Origin of the sequence: Photobacterium angustum (assembly GCF_003026365.1) — a bacterium.
Lineage (GTDB): Bacteria > Pseudomonadota > Gammaproteobacteria > Enterobacterales > Vibrionaceae > Photobacterium > Photobacterium angustum.
Map to the genome: position 1 here is coordinate 13,179 of NZ_PYOM01000009.1, position 19,188 is coordinate 32,366.

Below are 19,188 nucleotides of genomic sequence, written 5' to 3' on the forward strand. Positions count from 1 at the left end.
CTAAGTGAGCAGATTATCATAGGAATCGAATAAGCGGGAAAACAGGCATAAAAAAGCCGGACATGATGTCCGGCTAAAGGGGGATTACAGGTTAACCTGCGATGTTGTAGTAAGTATTAGCACCTGGGCCGACTGGGATACCCAGTACGAACACCCAAACATAGAACATGATGCTCCAGCCAATCACGAATACAATCGAGTAAGGCAGCATGGTTGAAATTAGCGTACCTAAACCAAGGTTCTTCTGGTAGCGGGTGGCTACCGCTAAGATCATACCGAAGTAGCTCATCATAGGAGTGATGATGTTGGTAACAGAATCACCGATACGGTATGCCGCTTGAATTGTTTCAGGCGCGTAACCTACCAGCATTAACATTGGAATAAAGATAGGTGCGGTTACCGCCCACTGCGCCGATGCTGAACCAATCATTAGGTTGATAAAGCCACACATTAGGATGAAGGCGAAGAACAGCGCAGGACCTGTTAGACCAATCGATTGTAGGAAGTCTGCACCACCTACCGCAAATACTTGACCGAAGTTAGTCCACTTAAAGAACGCCACGAATTGGGCTGCGAAGAACACCAGTACAATGTACATACCCATTGATGACATCGACACTGACATCGCGTTGATCACATCACGGTCGTTCTTCATCGTGCCAACGACTTTACCGTAAACAAAGCCTGGAATAGCGAAGAACACGAAGATAAATGCCACGATACCTTTAAGGAACGGAGAGCCTGCCACTAAACCAGTTTGTGGGTTACGTAAAATACCATCAGCAGGCACAATCGTCAGTGCTAGCAGTGCTGCAAGACCAGCCGCTTTCAAACCTTTCTTTTCAAGCGCAGTCAGTTTGCCCATTTTATCTTGGCTTAAATCATCGCTAGCTTCAGAAGCCTCATATTTGCCTAGTTTCGGCTCAACGATTTTCTCAGTAACGAATGCACCCATGATGGTGATCGCAAAGGTTGAAGCAAACATGAAGTACCAGTTTACTTCTGGGCCAACAATGTAGTTAGGATCGATCATCTGTGCTGCAGTTTGGGTAATACCCGATAGCAGTGGATCAACCGTACCTAGTAGTAAGTTCGCACTGTAACCACCTGATACACCAGCAAAAGCGGCGGCAAGACCTGCTAATGGGTGACGACCTAGAGAGTGGAATAGCATTGCCGCAAGTGGAATAAGTACCACGTAGCCAAGTTCAGAGGCGGTGTTAGAGATAATACCGGCAAATACTACGACTAGCGTTACCATGCGACGAGATGCGCCCATTACCAAACCACGCATCGCAGAAGACAATAGACCAGAATGTTCTGCAATCGCGACACCTAGCATAGCAACCAGCACCGTACCTAGTGGTGCAAAGCCTGTGAAGTTTTTCACCAGGTTTGCCACGATAAGTTGTAGACCTTCTGCGTTAAGTAGGCTGACCACATGGATCATACCGTCAGCGGCACGACCTGCTGCGCCTTCTGGTCGAGGATCGGCAACAGAAACACCGAAATAGCCTGCAATGCCAGAGGCAACTAAAATCGCGACACAGAAGATAGCGAAGAGTGTGATTGGGTGAGGTAATAAGTTACCTAACCATTCGACGGTATCAAGAAAACGGGTAAAAAGTGTTTTCTTAGGTTGTGGTTGTTGTTGTGAAGCTGATGAATGCATCACTACCTCCAATATAGTTTTAATCCCATCAATGGGTACTGCTTTGTGAATGAGATGTTATATCGCAAAATGTTGTAAAATCAATGTTAAATTGTTTCTAATTGTAAATAGGTAATAAATAAGACTTTTAAATGTGTTTTAACGCGGGATTTTTAACTATTTGTTAAAGCTATGTTTTTTGTTGCATAAAAACCCTTTCATTTGGATAAGAAAAGCCAATAAAAAAGTAATAAAAAAAGCTCTTATCCATAATTTTTTTTGATGATAAACCTAAGAAATCGATATTTTTCACTTATCTCAATTCGACCTATAGTGAATGCATCAACAACATGCCGGCCTGTTGAATATTTTTCGAATTACCAGAGTAGGAAAGTCTTATGTCTAAATCTTTAGTTGTTATTACAGGTGCAAGTTCGGGTATTGGTGAAGCAACAGCACGTCAATTGTCTGCAGAAGGTTACCCATTATTATTACTTGCGCGTCGTGTAGAGCGTATGGAAGCAATGAACTTACCTAATACACTATGCCGAGCAGTTGATGTTACTGATGTGCAGGCAATCCAAGCGGCCGTTGCTGAAGCGGAAGAAAAGTTTGGTCCTGTTGATTGTTTAATTAACAATGCTGGCATGATGTTACTTGGCCTTGCTGATGAACAAGATCCAGCAGAATGGCAGACGATGTTTAATGTTAATGTGATGGGTATGCTTAACGGTATTCACGTTGTATTGGCAGGCATGAAAGCACGTAAACACGGTACAGTGATCAACATTAGTTCTATTGCAGGGCGTAAAACCTTCCCTAATCATGCGGCTTATTGCGGAACTAAATTTGCCGTTCATGCGATCACTGAAAATATCCGTGAAGAAGTCGCTGACGATAATGTTCGCTTTATTACTATCGCACCAGGTGCTGTTGAAACTGAATTATTGAGTCATACCAGCAGTGACGCGATTAAAGCTGGCTATGAAGAGTGGAAAGAAGGTATGGGTGGGGTGATTGCACCACAAGATATTGCGAATGCGATTAGCTATGCATACAACCAACCACAGAATTTATGTATTCGTGAAATTGTGCTTGCTGCAACACGCCAACAACCATAATGCGTTGGCGTTGAAGAGGGGAATGTCAGCGTGTTGTGAGTAATGTTAAAAAGACACGCTTATTCAATACATGTTATTGATCCCCTGTTATATTTAAAGAGAAGTTATTGGTATCAGTGATATTAATAGTTTCTCTTTTTTGTATCAGAGGGATAGGTAATGAGAGAAAAGGTTGGGTATTTTGATCTTCTGCGGGTGGTTGCGGCCATTGCTGTAGTTGTGATCCATGTTTTAGGGCCGTATCGAGAACAATTAGGGCAAATACCTAACTGGGAATGGATCACCGCGATTACTTTTAACAGCTTTAGTCGTTGGGCTGTACCTGTATTCATTATGATCACAGGGGCGTTAATGCTCAGCGATGAACGTCCATTTGAAGGGCGCTATTATTTTAAACGCCGTGTCGGTAAAGTGTTGATCCCATTTGTTGTTTGGTCTGTTTTCTACGCTTTCTTCTCGGCTTTTTCTGCTTCTGGCACAGACTTTTCGACCAGTTGGAAGCTACTGACAGATCTGCCTTTTCATGAAACTTATTACCACCTAGGTTTCTTTTACTACTTCATTCCTTTATATGTCATTGTCCCTTTTTATCAATGGGCGGTACAACGTATGGAGCCAGGACAAGTGAAAGGGGTGGTGATGGTATGGCTGGTGATCACAGGATCGTACTTGTACCACATTGATGGTTTATGGAGTGAAACTTACCTCCTATACAGTGGCTATTTAGTGCTAGGCTACTGTCTGTACAAATATCATTGGCCTGCGATGAAGTGGCTTATTCCTTTAGCAATTGTGGCCTTGTTGGTGACAGATTATATGGTAGTGAGCCATAGTTTAACGGCTGGCGAATATAAAATTGGTCGTTGGTTATCATATAAAACCCTGAATACAGCAATAGCGGCCGCAGGTGTCTTTGTTTTGTGTCGTTACATGTTTGATAAATTTAGTGAGAGTGCGCGTTCTCGATTAGCAGTACTGAGCCGCTATAGCTTAGGCGTGTATTTGCTCCACCCTATTTTCTTATGGCCATTGCGAAATTATGATTGGTATTTTGCTAATCCTCTGATTGCTATCCCTGTTTGGACAGCAATAGCGGGTGGACTAGCGTTAGGAGCAAGTTGGCTATTAAGCCGTAGCCCGAAAACCGCTTGGTTGGTACCATAAAATAAAAAAGCCTGACGTTGTCAGGCTTTTTTATTGCATCATATTGGCGCTTTAAATAGTTAATCACGTTGTAAGGCAAAGTGAATAAACTGCTGTCCACGATAGGTCATAGTGCCTTTATCTCCCGGGTTTAAAGCATGATAATAGTGGATACCTACCATAAATTCACGCTTTGGTCCCCCTGATACTGGCTCGACATAAATCCAATACTCTTCATCTTCTTCACCTGCTTGAGCGCCGATGATTTTATTGCTCTGTTTATCGAGGATCATAACGTCGAGTTTTTTCTCTGGCGCGCCAAGCCCCAGCGTATGTCGACGATAGCTAAAAATAAAATAGCCAAATGAGAAGATAAATAGAATGCAAATTGCCACAATGATCCCTGTTGGCATAACACTAACTCCTTGAACGATGAAAGACAGTTTCATGGCTATTATTCACAATCAGTGAGATATCACTAATCAATGGATAGAAAATCGTGATCTATACGCGACAAAATGAAGTAAATTTTATGTTACTTATCTTGCATATTGGCACTTTAGTTGTAAGGTAAAGATATAGCATCAACAAGGAGTGGGCTCATGATTGATATTGAGCAAGTGATTGATCGTTCTCGCCGTATTGAAGATTTATTACGTCAGCATTATCACGCGAAAGGTTCTGATCTTCAGCAATTAATTATCAGTTGTGAAGATCGCCTACCACATGATGTGCTAATTAAGCTGGATAAGGTTGCTGAATTAAATAAACAATTCACTTCATCAGATACATTAGTTGATTCGAGTGATGAATTTATCAAGTTATGTAATTGGTGTGAGAAAGAGCTAGCCCCGCGAAGTAGTCGCTTGGTATGGGGAGTGGCGATTACATTATTATGTGGTTTTACACTTGTGGCAATATGGTTTTATAGCGTGAATTGGCACCATATTAAGTTTTAAGCGTTAAATGTGAGATTTTCTTATTAGGCCCGGTGCAGTAATGCGTCGGGTTTTCTTTTATTTAAGAATCAAAAATTGTAGGAATTTAATACGAATCTTAAGATTTTGTGACGCAGATAAAAAAATGGCGCCAATAGGCGCTATTTTTTTGAAATTGATAATTCTTTTAGTAAAGAACTGGCAATGTCATTAGGCCTACAACAACTGCAATCATCATAAGTCCTTGTTTTTGAGAAGGTGTCATTATTTCGTCATCCTTTTTTAGTGGTTATTTTTTTCTTGACAAAAAGAATAACATTTTTTTAAGCGCTTTGGCAATCGAGAGTGGTAAAAAACTTAGATAAAAACATTTTTAAATCAAGATAAAGCTTTCAAATGGACAAAAAAGAGAAGTTTATTGTTTTTTTACGCAGGACTGTTTTGTTTTCTTTTGTTCTTTTTTGAGTTTATATTGTTGATTTTTAATTGTTATTTTGTTTTTTGTTGTGGTGGTGAATTGTTTGTTTATAAAAATAACTGTTTATGCAGTCTAGTCTTTTGTCCTTTAATTTATTCTAACTTTTCTGTAGTTATATTTGTTTTTTTATAACTAAATCAGTCGTTTTTTGTGTTTATTATTACCCAAACGTCTATTTGGATTGTGTTTTTTATTTTTTGGTGGTTTATTCACCAAAGTAATATGCGTGAAAAATTACGGTTATAGCATGATTTTATTTCTTATCTTTATGTTTTATATGTGTTTTTTTTGTTTTCTTTATAGTCTTCTTGAAGCGGTGATGTATTTTGTGGATATAAAGTGATAAAAAATTAATAAAATAGCTCTTCATGAGAGGTAAACGGTTGCTTTTACAATCTATCAAAGGTGTATTGAGAGCTGTTATGAGTTGGTTGTACGCCATTTCTGATTATTGAGATGGCAAATACAATAATATTTGCTCACTTTTACAAAGAGTGTATTTAAAATCGTAGTGAATGTCTGATTATGTGGTTATGTATTATATTTTTAGCGGTATTGCACATTACTGCTGCTTATCTAGGACCACGCTGGCTTTACTATGTCAGTAAACCGTTAACGGTTATGTTGATGGTAATACAATGCGTATGGAGCGGTGCTCCCAGTTTTTATTACTGGGCAATTGTTGTAGGGCTTTGCTTTTCAATCATTGGTGATATTTACTTAATGTTGCCAGCAGGTCGCTTTCTCGCTGGCCTGATGAGCTTTTTTCTTGCTCATATTGCTTTTACCGTCGCATTTGCCAGTCAATGGCAAGGAACAATAAGCTGGTGGTTACTTGTGCTTTGTCTGGCCATCGGTATTGTCGTTTTCTTACTGTTGTTACCTTCTCTAGCACCACTACAAACGCCAGTTGCTTTCTATATACTCATTATTATGGCGATGATCTTTGCTGCTGGGCAGTATTGGTTGCTGTCCCATAGCCAAGCCGCACTATTTACCATCGTTGGCGCTATTTTATTTGTGCTATCAGATCTGACCTTGGCTGTTAATCGTTTTAAGGGTGAGTTCGGTGCCGCAGCGGTAATCATTATGTCGACGTACTTTATTGCCCAAGGTTTATTTGTTGGCTCGGTACTCGTTTTATAGCCTGTCATTTGAGGAGTTATCTATGTCAGAGCAATGGCAGTGTATCTATAGCGCTTGTAATAGCTTGGAAGCGCACAGCGTGAAAGGGTTATTAGAAAGTGAGGGAGTTAATGCACGGTTAACGGGTGAGGCGTTAGGTGCTGCGATGGGAGAGCTTCCAGCGAATGTTGTTGAAGTGAAAGTATGGGTTGAGCAATGGCAATGGCAACGCGCACAAGGGATTGTCAGTGATTATAAACGCACTGATTATCATGATTGGCATTGTTCGCAGTGCGGTGAAGTAAATCAAGGACAATTTGAACTGTGTTGGAATTGCCAATGCGACCGCGATCAAGAGCCTTAATCGAGATAGAAAGTAAGCATTAAATAAACATGCAAATAATTAAGAAAACCCAACCCTCTTTAACCCTTTTTTAATGTGTATCAGTTCTTGATAGATGGTTATTCCGAATCATCTTTTTATTGTCTAATTTCTTCGTCTTACCTATTCCGCTATTAAGTACTTCACGACCTTCTCTTTATTATTACTAATTGGTAATAATCTTTTGTATTTTTATCGCATTGTTGTTTCGGGTGTAATTGTTAATAATACACCCATCGAAACGCACAAGGCGTTCACAAACATAAAGACACAAGGTTTTATTACTCATGAAAACAGTTATTAAAGCAACTATCGCAGCCGCTATCATCGCTATGTCTTACAACGCTTCAGCTAAAGATGGTGCGTTCACAGGTAATGTTCAATTTCAAAAAGCAGTGGCTAGCACTATGAATGCAGGTCACTACCAAAAACAAGGTACTGCAGAGCGTTCACACTCAGGTGTGGTATTCACACAATCAGCATCACAACTTACTTTTGCTGAAAAGCTACTGTCTGCTGCTGATAAATAAGCCGCTGATATCGGCAAGTAACATTCCATTTTAATTATTACGTTTACGTAATAGTGGTTCACTTTTCATTTTATTGTTTATTTCCGGTAAGTGAGCTGTTGTTAGCATCAACACCAACAACAACCATAAAGATTCGGCGCCGATAACACTCACTTTGTTATTCACGCATGTTATTACCCAGACTATCGGTAATGAGGTGATGAAACAAAAAAGCGAACCTAATGGTTCGCTTTTTTATTATCTTTGATTTGGTTACATCATATGCTTACGGCGGATATCAAGTAGGGCGAAGATACCAAAAATTAAAATGGACCACTTTTCCCAACCGGACATGTTAATTTTGTCGCCAAATGCACCAATAAATATCAGCATTTGTAAGCCATGCATCATAAACAAGAACGCTGTCATGATATATAACGCCATAGCAGCAACGCCAGGGAATGGGTGAACGATATTAATCAGTAGTACCAGCCAAACAAAGGCAATGGCAAGTTTTGCGATAAGTATTAGCGCCTTCATGGTTCCTCTCTTGCAAATAAGCGGTAGCAAACCTGTCCTGCCGTTTTTTCACGGTGTAGGTGCCAATGGTTTGGCGTTATCAGGTTGCCCAATTCCTTTTCTGCTTCAATATAAATCATTGCATGGGGAGCAAGCCAGCCGTTGTTTTCCAATGCGGCGATCACGTCTTGAATAAGATCTTTTCTAAATGGGGGATCAATAAAGACTAAATCATGTGCACGTCCTTGTTGTGACAAAAACGTTAAGCTGTCACCATTAACCACAGTGGCATTTTTTGCCCCAACGGTTTTTAAGTTTTGCTCTAATTGATTCGCGGCTTTTTTGTCGAGTTCAAGCATCGTTACGCTTTCAGCGCCACGAGAAAGAGCTTCAAAACTTAAACCGCCGCTACCAGCGAACAGATCAAGGCATTTAGATTGATAAATGTCTTGCGCTAACCAGTTGAAAAGTGTTTCTTTTACACGGTCAGTGGTCGGACGTAGTCCTTCGACATCATGAACGGGTAATTTGCGTCCACGCCATTGTCCGCTAATGATGCGAACGAACCCGCCAGGACGATTATTTTGTGGTTTGCGAGTTGTTTGTTGTCTACGCTGCGTCATAGATTTTTTTGACCGTTAAGAAAATGATAGTATACACCTGTTTTTAGGCTGCAAATTGTACCAATCAAGCGCTAGGATTCGCCAATGGCAGAAAAAAAGAAACGCGGTTTATTTTCATGGCTCGGATTTGGCTCTGAAGATAACGATGCTCAAAAGGAACAAACTACTGAACAATCAGTAGTGGATGGGGCTATTGATAGCCCTGAATCAACACATTCCTCTGACGAGGCGAAGACGAAAGTTGAGCATAATGATGATGTTCAAACTGACGAAAGCGCTGCGGCAGAGCAAGAAAAGATTGCTAAGACCGATGATGTCGAATTGGCAAAGACGTTGCAAGTAGATGACGCTGAAAAAAGTAGTGTTATTGAAGAAACTGTAACGACAGAGCCTGAAGCTTCAAATGTTCTTGAGCCTTCTAATGCAATAGATAATGCTGAAATTGTAGAGCCTATCGCTTCGAACGATGCTGGAGCAGTGGAAACTGAAGCAACACCTGAAGAAGAGATAGCAAAACCCGTAGAGCAAGAAAAACCAAAATCGGAAGGCTTCTTTGCCCGCTTAATGCGGGGTTTAAAGAAAACTAAAACCAATTTTGGTGCGGGGTTCTTTGGCTTATTTAGTGGTAAGAAAATCGATGATGAACTGTTTGAAGAGCTGGAAGAGCAGCTTCTCATTGCAGATGTCGGCATGGATACCACGCTGAAAATTATCGAAAATCTGACTGACAAAGCATCAAAAAAGGAACTTAAAGACGGTGAAGCCCTCTATGGTTTACTAAAAGATGAATTGGCTGACATGTTAGCGAAAGTCGAACAACCTTTGGTGATCGATACCAGCAAAAAGCCTTATGTCATCTTAATGGTCGGCGTAAATGGGGTGGGTAAAACGACCACTATCGGTAAGTTAGCTAAGCAATTCCAAGCAGAAGGTAAATCTGTAATGTTAGCAGCAGGTGATACATTCCGTGCTGCTGCCGTTGAACAGCTGCAAGTTTGGGGTGAACGAAACAACGTTCCTGTTGTTGCCCAGCATACTGGTGCTGATAGCGCATCAGTGATCTTTGATGCCATTGAATCGGCAAAAGCAAAGAATGTTGATGTGGTTATCGCCGATACTGCTGGCCGTTTGCAAAACAAAGGCAACTTAATGGAAGAGCTGCGTAAGATCGTACGTGTAATGAAAAAGGTGGACGTTGATGCCCCTCATGAAATTATGCTAACTGTCGATGCGGGCACCGGTCAAAATGCTATTAGCCAAGCTAAATTGTTCAGTGATGTTGCTCCTGTATCAGGAATTACGATCACTAAATTAGATGGTACAGCGAAAGGTGGTGTGATCTTTGCGGTGGCAGATCAGTTTAATATTCCGATTCGATACATTGGTGTTGGTGAAGGTATTGACGATCTCCGTCCATTTGCTGCAGAAGAATTTATTGAAGCATTATTTAGTGATGAGGAATAAAGTGTGATTCGATTTCAGCAGGTAAGTAAAGCTTATCGTGGCGGTAGGCAAGCCCTACAGAAAGTAGATTTTCATCTACGTCCAGCAGACATGGCTTTTTTAACTGGTCACTCAGGTGCCGGTAAAAGTACTCTGCTGAAATTAATTTGTGCTTTAGAACGACCAAGTGATGGTCAGATCTGGTTTAACGGTCATGACATCACACGATTACCAAATAAGCAGATCCCTTTTCTGCGCCGAAATATCGGTATTATTTTCCAGGATCATAAATTGTTAATGGATCGCAGTGTGTACGACAATGTCGCGTTACCACTGCGAGTTGAACAAGTCTCGGAAAATGAGATTAAGCGTCGTGTTTGTGCGGCACTTGATAAAGTTGGGTTATTGGATAAAGCAAAATGTTTGCCGATCCAATTATCTGGCGGTGAACAACAGCGTGTGGGTATTGCCCGCGCTGTTGTTAACAAACCTATGTTACTGCTAGCTGATGAGCCGACCGGTAACCTAGATGCGGATTTATCACAACAAGTACTTCGCTTGTTTGAAGAATTTAATCGTGTTGGAGTTAGCCTTTTAATGGCAACCCACGATACATCATTATTAGCGAGTCGAAATTATCGTCGCTTTGATTTACAAAAAGGGAACCTAAGGGAGCTTACTCATGGCGCGTAAATCTACGGGCTTTTTTGCGATCCATCGTCAGCAGGGAAGTGCCGCATTAAAGGATATGTTTCGTCGCCCACTAGGTAACTTTTTAACCTTAGCAGTACTCGCATTTGCGTTAACGCTACCGTGTACCTTCTACCTAATGGCTAAAAATATCACGGTAGTGGCGGACTCTTGGCAAAACCCAAGCCAAATTACGTTGTATTTGAATAACGATGTCAGTGATAGTGACGGTCAAGCTTTTGCTGATACTGTTAAAACTTGGCCTGAAGCAGAAAGTGTTCAATATATTTCGGCGGCCAAAGGATTAGAAGAATTCCGTCAACACGGTGGCTTTGAAAAAGCACTCAGTTTGTTTGATAGTAAAGATAATCCATTGCCAGCGGTTGTGATTGTTAAGCCCGCACCTGATTGGCAGGGCGATGTGCAAGCCCGTGCGCTAGCCGATAAATTAGGTAAAGAGCCACAAGTTAATGAAGTGCGTTTAGATAGTGACTGGTTACAACGTTTAGCCGCTATTCAAGATCTTGCTGTAACGTTAGCGGCATTGATGTCTGGCTTAATGCTTTTTGCCGTGTTCTTAATTGTTGGTAATACATTACGTTTACAAGTGCTGAGCCATAAAGATGAAATCCAAGTGATGAAAATGGTAGGGGCAACCGACAGTTATATTTTGCGCCCTTATCTTTATGTTGGCGCTTGGTATGGTTTGATTGCGGCCGTGATTGCTTGGATCTTAGCGGCGATTGTGACATTACTGCTTGATGAAGCTGTGGCGAAACTTGCTAACCTCTATGGCAGCAATTTTAGAATGATAGGATTGAGCTGGGATGAAAGCTTAATTATGGTTATGCTTGCTACGTTTTTAGGCTTGTTGGCAGCACGACTTTCTGCTGGTCGACATCTAAAAGAGATCGAGCCTGTGTAACGTATTGTTCTCAGTTCCGACATCATTTTTATTTATTATTGATGCCTGTAATTCATATTCATTTGCGCTTGAGCTTGCAATTGAACTATGTTTACAGGCATTATTGCATGTTCACGTAACGTTCGTTGTCGTTTATTTATCGTTACGATAGAACAAAAATAGCACAAACATACGAGGTCTTTGAATGTCACAAGAGATGTCTGCAATGGCTCTGGTATCAACGGAAAGTTTAGATAGTTATATCCAAACTGTTAATCGTTATCCAATGCTTACGCCTGAGCGTGAGAAAGAGTTAGCTGAACGTCTGCATTACGATGATGATATTAATTCTGCGAAAGCATTAGTAATGTCGCATCTGCGCTTCGTTGTTCATATTGCTCGTGGTTACTCTGGTTATGGCCTACCAATTGCCGATCTTATTCAAGAGGGCAATATTGGTTTAATGAAGGCAGTTAAGCGATTTAACCCCGAAGTTGGGGTGCGACTCGTGTCGTTTGCCGTGCATTGGATTAAAGCAGAGATCCATGAATATGTACTGCGTAATTGGCGAATTGTGAAAGTTGCAACGACCAAGGCACAACGCAAATTATTCTTTAACCTACGTAAGTCGAAAAAGCGCTTGGGTTGGTTTAATAATGATGAAGTCAATATGGTTGCAGAGCAGCTTGGGGTTGAACCTTCCGATGTACGTGAAATGGAATCACGTCTCGCAGCGCAAGATCCTACGTTTGAAATGCAAAATGACGATGATGAGCGTGATACCACACCGGTTGCTCCAGCTTATTATTTAGAAGATAAAAGCTCTGATCTCGCATTAACCTATGAAGAAAACAATTGGGAAAATCATGCTAATAATCGATTATCCCAAGCGTTAGCGAGCCTTGATGAACGTAGTCAGCATATCGTACGTTCACGTTGGTTAGATGATGAAAAATCCACGTTGCAAGATTTAGCCGATAATTACGGTGTTTCTGCTGAGCGTATTCGCCAGTTAGAAAAAAATGCGATGAAAAAGTTAAAAGATGCAGTGGGCGATTTTTATTGATCCTGTGCATTATGAAGATGAGAAGCCGACCTAAGAGTCGGCTTTTTTGTGCCTGAGGATCCGTAATGAAGCTGATAAGTAGAGTGATCTAACGCAATTGACCTAGTTGACTATCATCTTGAATATAATGAGATAAGCATCACAATTGTGGGTAGAGTTGTGTACTAAATGGTACGTTATCCACAGTTTATGATCGGATCCTAACTATATGTAGTGGATCCTTGGTTGTTAAAACACATTATCAACGCAATTCACAGCTTTTTCCACAGATGGTTACTTTCTGATCACGTTGTGGGTTATGATCATCGACAAGCCCTTGTCTTCCTTTGAATCTTCATTATCCAAGAAGATGCTTGTGTGTGGATAAACCCTGATTTTGACGTGGAATATATTCCCTAAAAGCTGAGGTATACTGTGCTAATAATGAGATATCGCAGTAATAAGTCAGGATCATGTGAAAAGGATCTTGTAACGGTTTAGCGGATCATATTATTTAGCATATGTAGATCACGATGCGATGATAACAATAACAAGTCAGGTAAAGGAAAATCATGGAACAGTTTCAACATATCTCAGTCGAGCAGGCTTATCAGCTATTACAACAAACAGATAGCCAGGCAGTTTTAGTCGATATTCGCGATCCTCAGTCATTCGCCTTAGCGCACCCAGAGCAAGCGTTTCATTTAACCAATGACACCATGGTTAGCTGGATGGATGAGGTGGATTTTGAGCAGCCGGTGATTGTGATGTGCTATCACGGTATCAGTAGTCAAGGCGCTGCACAGTATTTGATCAATCAAGGTTATGAAAATGTGTATAGCTTAGATGGTGGCTTTGAAGGTTGGCGTCGTGCGGCATTACCTGTGATTGAAGCATAAAGGCTTTACAGTGGTACCGAGCGCGCGATAATGATAGATCTTAAGTAAGATTCTATTTTCGAACAGAAAGGTCATCATTATGTATCGCTTAGCGGGATTTTATAACCCACGACAGGCACAAGCTTTTATCGATTATATGGCCTATCGAGGTATCGAAATATCGATGGCACCAGAGCCAGAAGGTAAATTTGCATTATGGTTGGCAGATGAGCAATACCTCGTTGAAGCAGAGGCTGAGCTTAATGCATTTTTACTTGACCCCAATAATAAAAAATACCAAGCGGCATCTTGGCAAGTTGCTGAAAGCCGAACCGCAAAGTTTAACTACAGTAATCCAAGTTTGATCAACATGGTTAAAGCTCAAGCTGGGCCTTTTACCTTATTGGTAATGGTCGCATCATTGGTCATTTATGGCTTATGGTTACTCGGGTTTGAACAGGTCTTATTTGAGTGGCTACATTTCCCGTTTATGAATGGCGATCAATGGGAATTATGGCGTTACTTCTCTCACGCATTACTGCATTTTTCTCCTATTCATGTGATTTTTAACTGTCTATGGTGGTGGTTACTGGGCGGGCAAATTGAACGTCATAGTGGTTCCGCTAAATTAGTGCAGATTTTTTTACTGTCCTCATTAGTTTCAGGTTTTGGTCAGTTCTGGCTTGATGGGCCTAATTTCGGCGGTTTATCTGGTGTGGTGTATGCGCTGTTGGGCTACATCTGGTGGATGGGATGGCTGGCACCACAGCGAGGTTTAGTGATTGCCCGCTCTTACGTTGTGTTTATGTTGGTATGGCTAGTGATTGGATTTGCTGAGCCGATGGGAATGTCGATTGCCAATATGGCGCATTTATTTGGCTTAATCTCAGGCTGTGTGATTGCGCTATTTGACGCTAAAGTGAATCCATTAAAGCAAGCTAAATAACCCTGAGAAAATATCGTTAAAGGGGAGGTTTACTTTAACGATATTTCACTACCTTTTCTTTATTGATAAAGAAACTTAGTAAAGAGCAGTTCAGCGACGGGCTGTTGGCGCGTTTCTGCTAGCAAGAGTCGATTGACTTGATCTTGGCAAGCTCGGCGGATCTCTTCACGGCCAGCAAGTGATTTGATTTTTGCTTCTGGTTGTTTACTCACAATATCAATAATGGCGTCACGAATAAGCGGGGTGTGGTGCTCAATATTGGTTAGGTTGGTTTGATTGTTTATCATCAAATCCACTTGGAGACGAATATAACCCAGCCGTTTACCTTGGGTAACATAGTTGGTTGTGATGTCAGGCTCTAACGTGTAGTAAGTGATTTGAGGGGGAGCTGCCACATCTTCATTAGATGCTATCGCCACAGGGCTTTGAAGCATGCTGACAAGCGTTAGCGCTGCCGCAAAAACAGATAATTTTATCATTATACTTATGTTGTCCACTTAGTTTGTGAGAAACAGGTGTAATCTTTGCACGGTAACGATATTCGTACTGGTTACAGCTTGCTACAATAGCAGATCATTATGGTAATAAATTAACCGAATACAACCAAGTGTTATCGATCACGAGTTTGTTGATTAAGTAGTGAGAAAATGTCGGAATTCAAGCAGTTATATAGTCCGTTTCTTGAAGGTGCTGTATGGTATCCAGCCTCTGAATGGGCATTAGAAGGACGTTCCGTTGGTTCTTGGTTACTCGAGTCTGACTCTTTATCGCGCCGTTTAGCCGCGCATTGTCGTGTTTTTTCAGTCACAGTATTAGCGCAAAGCGTAATAAAAAATAGTGAGTTATCACTATCAGAGCGTGCGTTATTAGGACACAGCGATTGCCTTGAACGTATCGTTATGCTCAATGGTGATCAACAGCATTGGGTCTATGCTCGAACACTAATGCCGACCACGATATTATGCGGGGACGAAAGTGATTTAGCCGAATTAGGCGCTAATCCTTTAGGGTATCGTATTTTTAATGGCAACAATTCCCGTCGTGATGCTCTGGAAGTTGCAAAAATAGGCATGCCAGAACAAGCGATTTGGGCTCGTCGTTCAAGATTATGGATTAATGAAAAACCTATGCTGGTGGCAGAGTTGTTTTTACCTGACTCACCGGCGTATGCAAGGAATAACAAATGTTAGAAATGACTAAGGCGAAAGCGTTTTGGCAATTAGCGCGTTTTGATCGTCCAATTGGTAGCTTATTATTATTATGGCCAACCTTGTGGGCACTTTTTCTTGCCGCTGATGGTATGCCAAATATTAATGTATTAATTGTTTTTGTCTTAGGTGTCATTTTCATGCGTGCAGCAGGATGCGTGATTAATGACTTTGCTGATCGTAATTTTGATGGCCATGTTAAACGCACCAAAGATCGTCCGATGCCCTCAGGTAAGGTGTCTGAGCGCGAAGCGTTAGGCTTATTTTTCTTGTTAGTGCTGGTGTCGTTTTTACTGGTTTTAACCATGAATAGCTTAACCATCATGTTATCTGTGGTGGGATTACTATTAGCGGCATGTTATCCATTCATGAAGCGCTATACCCATCTACCTCAGTTGGTTTTAGGCGTTGCATTTGGATGGTCTATTCCAATGGCATATGCAGCACAAGCGGGTGATTTATCGCTGAGTGCATGGCTATTATTTACCGCCAACATTTTGTGGACGATTGCGTATGACACCCAATATGCGATGGTGGATCGGGATGATGATTTAAAGGTTGGGATTAAGTCGACTGCCATCCTATTTGGACGTTTTGACAAGCTAATTATTGGCTTGCTTCAGCTTGCAACGCTGAGCTTATTGATTGCTGTTGGTATGGTGCTGCAATTAGGTCAAGTGTATTACTGGTCATTGTTGATAGCGTCAGGCTTATTTGTTTATCAACAGATGTTGCTTAAAGAGCGTCTACGTGAAAGCTGTTTCCGTGCGTTTTTAAATAATAACTACTTCGGCATGATCGTCTGTGTCGGTATTGTATTAAGTGTCTGTTTCTAGAAATATGACTTAATGCTTTAGTGAATCTGTTAGAGATATAAAAAAAGCGCCGTTATGGCGCTTTTTTAGTTAAGTATTTATTCTTGTTTGTCTTTCACATCTTCTAAGTGCATCACCGCTTGAATGGTGAGATTCACTTCTGGTGAGACTAACGAGGTGAGTAGATTAGCTAAGTTTTCTACTGGACGTGCTACCGCATGGCACTCGTCATTGAGATAACCTTCGCTACGCAATGTTTTCACTAAAATACTAAAGACACCCTTATCGAAAAACTCTGGTGCATTGATCCCGTGCAAACGACTTAGACGTTGAGCAAGTACTTGGCTGTGATGCTCTAAATCATTTTTCGCCATTTCAGGCTCTGCACGCAGTAAAGTTAGTGCAATCGCATAGCGTTGTAGTGTTTCTGATATTGTGCGAGCCAGTAGCTGAAGAGGGCCAATACGGGCATTATTAATAGAAATATTAATTCCATCGTTAAGCAATAGACGTTGGCGTATAAGCTCGTCAATGATCTTATCAATTTCTGTGTTTAGCTGCTCATTATCAAAACGTAAGAACAATTCTGCTTTTAAGAATGGATACAGTAATTCAACTTGTTCATGAATTTCATCATTGGTTAAGTTTTGCTGCTGTACCACAATATGCGCAATCAATGACGGTAATGCGAATAAGTGAATGATGTTATTACGGTAGTAAGTCATCAAGATCGATTGCTGACGATCAAGCGAAATGATATCGCCTAAGGTGTCATGCTCAACCACGAACTTATCCATTGCAACCGCATGCTCAATCATTTGCTCGGCATTTTCTTTTGGCGTTGTACACTCGCTTGAATATGGCGTATTACGCAATAGTTCAAGGTAGCATTCAATTTGCTGCTCTAGTACTTCACGGCTTAATGCGCGCTGTCGTGATGCCAGTAATGCAAGGGCGCATAACGTCATTGCATTGGTTGCTGCAGCATCGTTAATATGCGTCATCATTTTAACGGCTAAATCGTTCACTACAGGTGTCAACCAGCTTGGTTTTTGCGGCTCGATTGAGTTAATGTCTTTGTGCCACTCAGGTACATTGTCATTTAAGTATTGGTTAAGTGGAATAGGCTCACCAAAGTTGACATAACCTTCGCCTAAATTACGCAGCTTGCGTAATGTTCGGATAACTTGGCCAACATTTTCTTTTTCTTTACGCTTACCTTGCAGCTCTTTTGCGTAAGTGCCCACTTCCATTACATGTTCATAGCCGATGTACACTGGCACTAACGTAACTGGGCGGTTTAAACCACGCAGCATGGCTTGGATTGTCATTGAAAGCATACCGGTTTTTGCCGGTAATAAGCGACCTGTACGCGAACGACCACCTTCACTGAAGTATTCAACTGAATACCCTTTAGTAAATAATTCAGATAAGTATTCACGAAATACTGTTGAGTACAGACGATCACCACGGAAACTACGGCGAATAAAGAACGCACCACCACGACGGAAAATAGGACCGGCAGGGAAGAAGTTTAAGTTAATACCAGCGGCAATGTGTGGCGGTACTAAGCCTTCGTTATAAAGCACGTAAGAAAGCAGTAAGTAGTCCATGTGACTACGGTGACAGGGCACATATACAATTTCATGCCCATCTTGTGCTAAACGACGCACACGTTGGGCATTTTTGATATTTAAACCTTGGTAAAGTTTGGTCCATAGCCAGCGTAGGAAGCGCTCACCGTTCTTGATCAGTGGATAAGAAAAATCTGTCGCAATTTCTTCCATCATGCCGATGGCTTCTTTACGTACTTTTTCAACCGGCACTTGACGGCTGATCGCTTCTTCTTGTACCACTTTATCAATGGCTTTAGAAGCCAGTAGACGCTTAAACAGCAGTTGACGATCAGGCAGACGTGGGCCAGATGTCGCAATTTGCTGGCGTGAGAAATGGATTTTTGCCACGCGTGCTAGTTTTTGTGCAATCGCATCATCGGTACCATGATGATCGGCCATATAACGAAGCGATACTGGCGTACTTAAACGCACTAAAGAATCACGACCATGCGTTAAAATTGCCCAGAATTTTGCAGGCCCATTTAACGGTCGTAAGGTTGCTTTACGTTTGGATTCTTTACCCGGTGCTCGTCCCCATAAAATAGAAGCTGGCACTAACTGAACGTTTAACTCAGGATCTTGTTTGTGTTGCTCAAGTAACTCGGTAAAGAGTTCAATCGAATCTTGAGGTAGGGCATTATTAGTGCCAAATACACTCGGGCCTTCAGCAACAAAGACAAAACGTGGAAAGCTATGACCATTAATTTCTAATTTAGTTAATGGATCGGGAAGTCCTAATGCTTTAGCGCTACTACGTAGTGTTAATAAATCAGTATTAGAGCAGTACGGTAAAATGTAGGCGATTGGTCGCTCTAAATCTAACTCTAAATCAGCAACAGGATCAGATGGAATGGTTGCTGGTTTAACTAATAAAGAAAGCGGCAACTTTAATAATTGTTGATAAAATTTTTGCCAACGTGACATATTTATAACGAGCCTCAGAATCTTAATGCGCCGCAAGGATAGCAGAAAATGGTTGATTTCATGCAGCTAAAATACAGTTGATAGCGTTTAAATTATCATTTTTTATGGTCTTTTATTGTTTCTTTTTGACCGATGAGTGGTTTAAAAAACAATCTGGCATGACCAGTGAGTTAAATCTAATTGATTCTACTGAAATTATTATCTTTGCGAGACGGCTGTCATTATTCTAG

Annotated in this window: 20 protein-coding genes; 14 read left to right on the forward strand and 6 right to left on the reverse strand. The window is 41.2% G+C overall.

Features of this window, described 5'->3' with window-relative positions; all coding sequences use genetic code 11:
• Positions 1-91: 91 nt before the first annotated feature.
• A complete protein-coding gene (locus CTN01_RS10605) occupies positions 92-1,672 on the reverse strand; it encodes an AbgT family transporter (RefSeq protein ID WP_045150574.1) in 1,581 nt (526 codons plus the stop codon).
• A 377-nt stretch (positions 1,673-2,049) separates the two neighbouring features.
• On the opposite strand from CTN01_RS10605, the gene CTN01_RS10610 reads away from it, so the two are divergent.
• Positions 2,050-2,772 carry an SDR family oxidoreductase gene (locus CTN01_RS10610; protein ID WP_045150573.1) on the forward strand — a complete coding sequence of 241 codons (723 nt, stop codon included), beginning with the start codon at positions 2,050-2,052 and terminating at the stop codon, positions 2,770-2,772.
• 159 nt (positions 2,773-2,931) lie between these two features.
• Entirely contained in the window at positions 2,932-3,936 is a 1,005-nt protein-coding gene (locus CTN01_RS10615) for an acyltransferase (RefSeq protein ID WP_045150572.1), read from the forward strand.
• Between the two features lie 59 nt (positions 3,937-3,995).
• Here CTN01_RS10615 and CTN01_RS10620 read toward each other — a convergent pair whose 3' ends face one another.
• Positions 3,996-4,328 carry a DUF2500 domain-containing protein gene (locus tag CTN01_RS10620; RefSeq protein WP_045130327.1) on the reverse strand — a complete coding sequence of 111 codons (333 nt, stop codon included), beginning with the start codon at positions 4,326-4,328 and terminating at the stop codon, positions 3,996-3,998.
• A 189-nt stretch (positions 4,329-4,517) separates the two neighbouring features.
• On the opposite strand from CTN01_RS10620, the gene CTN01_RS10625 reads away from it, so the two are divergent.
• The 4 genes from CTN01_RS10625 (at position 4,518) to CTN01_RS10645 (ending at position 7,368) form a co-directional block, all read left to right on the forward strand.
• Positions 4,518-4,874, forward strand: coding sequence for a hypothetical protein (locus CTN01_RS10625; RefSeq protein WP_045150571.1), 357 nt, complete (start codon positions 4,518-4,520; stop codon positions 4,872-4,874).
• A gap of 982 nt (positions 4,875-5,856) precedes the next feature.
• Positions 5,857-6,477 carry a lysoplasmalogenase gene (locus CTN01_RS10635; protein ID WP_045150570.1) on the forward strand — a complete coding sequence of 207 codons (621 nt, stop codon included), beginning with the start codon at positions 5,857-5,859 and terminating at the stop codon, positions 6,475-6,477.
• A gap of 22 nt (positions 6,478-6,499) precedes the next feature.
• The gene (locus CTN01_RS10640; protein WP_005372049.1) at positions 6,500-6,820 is read left to right on the forward strand and encodes a putative signal transducing protein; all 321 of its coding nucleotides are present in this window, start codon (positions 6,500-6,502) and stop codon (positions 6,818-6,820) included.
• Between the two features lie 305 nt (positions 6,821-7,125).
• Complete coding sequence (locus CTN01_RS10645) at positions 7,126-7,368, forward strand: hypothetical protein (RefSeq protein WP_045132373.1); 243 nt, start codon at positions 7,126-7,128, stop codon at positions 7,366-7,368.
• Positions 7,369-7,620: 252 nt separating this feature from the next.
• Here the strand turns inward: CTN01_RS10645 and CTN01_RS10650 are convergent, their stop codons facing one another.
• Together CTN01_RS10650 and rsmD are read right to left on the reverse strand one after the other, a co-directional pair.
• Entirely contained in the window at positions 7,621-7,887 is a 267-nt protein-coding gene (locus CTN01_RS10650; RefSeq protein WP_005372036.1) for a DUF1145 domain-containing protein, read from the reverse strand.
• Positions 7,884-8,489 carry a 16S rRNA (guanine(966)-N(2))-methyltransferase RsmD gene (gene rsmD / locus CTN01_RS10655; RefSeq protein ID WP_045149839.1) on the reverse strand — a complete coding sequence of 202 codons (606 nt, stop codon included), beginning with the start codon at positions 8,487-8,489 and terminating at the stop codon, positions 7,884-7,886. The genes CTN01_RS10650 and rsmD overlap by 4 nt, the downstream gene beginning before the upstream one ends.
• 84 nt (positions 8,490-8,573) lie before the next feature.
• Between rsmD and ftsY the strand changes: the two genes are divergently transcribed.
• The 6 genes from ftsY to glpG all read left to right on the forward strand — a co-directional run bounded on the left by ftsY (position 8,574) and on the right by glpG (position 14,395).
• Complete coding sequence (gene ftsY / locus CTN01_RS10660) at positions 8,574-9,953, forward strand: signal recognition particle-docking protein FtsY (RefSeq protein ID WP_045149841.1); 1,380 nt, start codon at positions 8,574-8,576, stop codon at positions 9,951-9,953.
• 3 nt (positions 9,954-9,956) lie between these two features.
• The gene (gene ftsE / locus CTN01_RS10665; protein WP_005372029.1) at positions 9,957-10,625 is read left to right on the forward strand and encodes a cell division ATP-binding protein FtsE; all 669 of its coding nucleotides are present in this window, start codon (positions 9,957-9,959) and stop codon (positions 10,623-10,625) included.
• Positions 10,615-11,547 carry a permease-like cell division protein FtsX gene (gene ftsX / locus CTN01_RS10670; protein WP_005372027.1) on the forward strand — a complete coding sequence of 311 codons (933 nt, stop codon included), beginning with the start codon at positions 10,615-10,617 and terminating at the stop codon, positions 11,545-11,547. Before ftsE ends, ftsX begins: the two co-directional genes overlap by 11 nt.
• Before the next feature lie 184 nt (positions 11,548-11,731).
• Entirely contained in the window at positions 11,732-12,592 is an 861-nt protein-coding gene (gene rpoH / locus CTN01_RS10675; protein ID WP_005372026.1) for an RNA polymerase sigma factor RpoH, read from the forward strand.
• A 551-nt stretch (positions 12,593-13,143) separates the two neighbouring features.
• Positions 13,144-13,470 carry a thiosulfate sulfurtransferase GlpE gene (glpE, locus tag CTN01_RS10680; RefSeq protein ID WP_005372025.1) on the forward strand — a complete coding sequence of 109 codons (327 nt, stop codon included), beginning with the start codon at positions 13,144-13,146 and terminating at the stop codon, positions 13,468-13,470.
• A 79-nt stretch (positions 13,471-13,549) separates the two neighbouring features.
• The gene (gene glpG, locus CTN01_RS10685; RefSeq protein ID WP_045149842.1) at positions 13,550-14,395 is read left to right on the forward strand and encodes a rhomboid family intramembrane serine protease GlpG; all 846 of its coding nucleotides are present in this window, start codon (positions 13,550-13,552) and stop codon (positions 14,393-14,395) included.
• Between the two features lie 59 nt (positions 14,396-14,454).
• Here the strand turns inward: glpG and CTN01_RS10690 are convergent, their stop codons facing one another.
• Complete coding sequence (locus tag CTN01_RS10690) at positions 14,455-14,874, reverse strand: flagellar basal body-associated protein FliL (protein ID WP_045149843.1); 420 nt, start codon at positions 14,872-14,874, stop codon at positions 14,455-14,457.
• Between the two features lie 168 nt (positions 14,875-15,042).
• Here CTN01_RS10690 and CTN01_RS10695 point away from each other — a divergent pair, with 168 nt between their 5' ends.
• Both CTN01_RS10695 and ubiA read left to right on the forward strand, forming a co-directional pair.
• Positions 15,043-15,585, forward strand: coding sequence for a chorismate--pyruvate lyase family protein (locus CTN01_RS10695; protein ID WP_045083799.1), 543 nt, complete (start codon positions 15,043-15,045; stop codon positions 15,583-15,585).
• Positions 15,579-16,439 (forward strand): 4-hydroxybenzoate octaprenyltransferase, encoded by an 861-nt coding sequence (gene ubiA / locus CTN01_RS10700; RefSeq protein ID WP_045149844.1) that lies wholly within the window; start codon positions 15,579-15,581, stop codon positions 16,437-16,439. Before CTN01_RS10695 ends, ubiA begins: the two co-directional genes overlap by 7 nt.
• Positions 16,440-16,516: 77 nt before the next feature.
• On the opposite strand, the gene plsB is transcribed toward ubiA, so the two are convergent.
• Positions 16,517-18,958, reverse strand: coding sequence for a glycerol-3-phosphate 1-O-acyltransferase PlsB (gene plsB, locus CTN01_RS10705; RefSeq protein ID WP_045149845.1), 2,442 nt, complete (start codon positions 18,956-18,958; stop codon positions 16,517-16,519).
• Positions 18,959-19,188 lie beyond the last annotated feature (230 nt).

Bases quoted from the DNA above. Each gene is read 5' to 3' on its own strand.
- CTN01_RS10605 (WP_045150574.1), bottom strand. From the start codon at position 1,672: ATGCATTCATCAGCTTCACAACAACAACCACAACCTAAGAAAACACTT.
- CTN01_RS10610 (WP_045150573.1), top strand. From the start codon at position 2,050: ATGTCTAAATCTTTAGTTGTTATTACAGGTGCAAGTTCGGGTATTGGT.
- CTN01_RS10615 (WP_045150572.1), top strand. From the start codon at position 2,932: ATGAGAGAAAAGGTTGGGTATTTTGATCTTCTGCGGGTGGTTGCGGCC.
- CTN01_RS10620 (WP_045130327.1), bottom strand. From the start codon at position 4,328: ATGCCAACAGGGATCATTGTGGCAATTTGCATTCTATTTATCTTCTCA.
- CTN01_RS10625 (WP_045150571.1), top strand. From the start codon at position 4,518: ATGATTGATATTGAGCAAGTGATTGATCGTTCTCGCCGTATTGAAGAT.
- CTN01_RS10635 (WP_045150570.1), top strand. From the start codon at position 5,857: ATGTGGTTATGTATTATATTTTTAGCGGTATTGCACATTACTGCTGCT.
- CTN01_RS10640 (WP_005372049.1), top strand. From the start codon at position 6,500: ATGTCAGAGCAATGGCAGTGTATCTATAGCGCTTGTAATAGCTTGGAA.
- CTN01_RS10645 (WP_045132373.1), top strand. From the start codon at position 7,126: ATGAAAACAGTTATTAAAGCAACTATCGCAGCCGCTATCATCGCTATG.
- CTN01_RS10650 (WP_005372036.1), bottom strand. From the start codon at position 7,887: ATGAAGGCGCTAATACTTATCGCAAAACTTGCCATTGCCTTTGTTTGG.
- rsmD (WP_045149839.1), bottom strand. From the start codon at position 8,489: ATGACGCAGCGTAGACAACAAACAACTCGCAAACCACAAAATAATCGT.
- ftsY (WP_045149841.1), top strand. From the start codon at position 8,574: ATGGCAGAAAAAAAGAAACGCGGTTTATTTTCATGGCTCGGATTTGGC.
- ftsX (WP_005372027.1), top strand. From the start codon at position 10,615: ATGGCGCGTAAATCTACGGGCTTTTTTGCGATCCATCGTCAGCAGGGA.
- rpoH (WP_005372026.1), top strand. From the start codon at position 11,732: ATGTCACAAGAGATGTCTGCAATGGCTCTGGTATCAACGGAAAGTTTA.
- glpE (WP_005372025.1), top strand. From the start codon at position 13,144: ATGGAACAGTTTCAACATATCTCAGTCGAGCAGGCTTATCAGCTATTA.
- glpG (WP_045149842.1), top strand. From the start codon at position 13,550: ATGTATCGCTTAGCGGGATTTTATAACCCACGACAGGCACAAGCTTTT.
- CTN01_RS10690 (WP_045149843.1), bottom strand. From the start codon at position 14,874: ATGATAAAATTATCTGTTTTTGCGGCAGCGCTAACGCTTGTCAGCATG.
- CTN01_RS10695 (WP_045083799.1), top strand. From the start codon at position 15,043: ATGTCGGAATTCAAGCAGTTATATAGTCCGTTTCTTGAAGGTGCTGTA.
- ubiA (WP_045149844.1), top strand. From the start codon at position 15,579: ATGTTAGAAATGACTAAGGCGAAAGCGTTTTGGCAATTAGCGCGTTTT.
- plsB (WP_045149845.1), bottom strand. From the start codon at position 18,958: ATGTCACGTTGGCAAAAATTTTATCAACAATTATTAAAGTTGCCGCTT.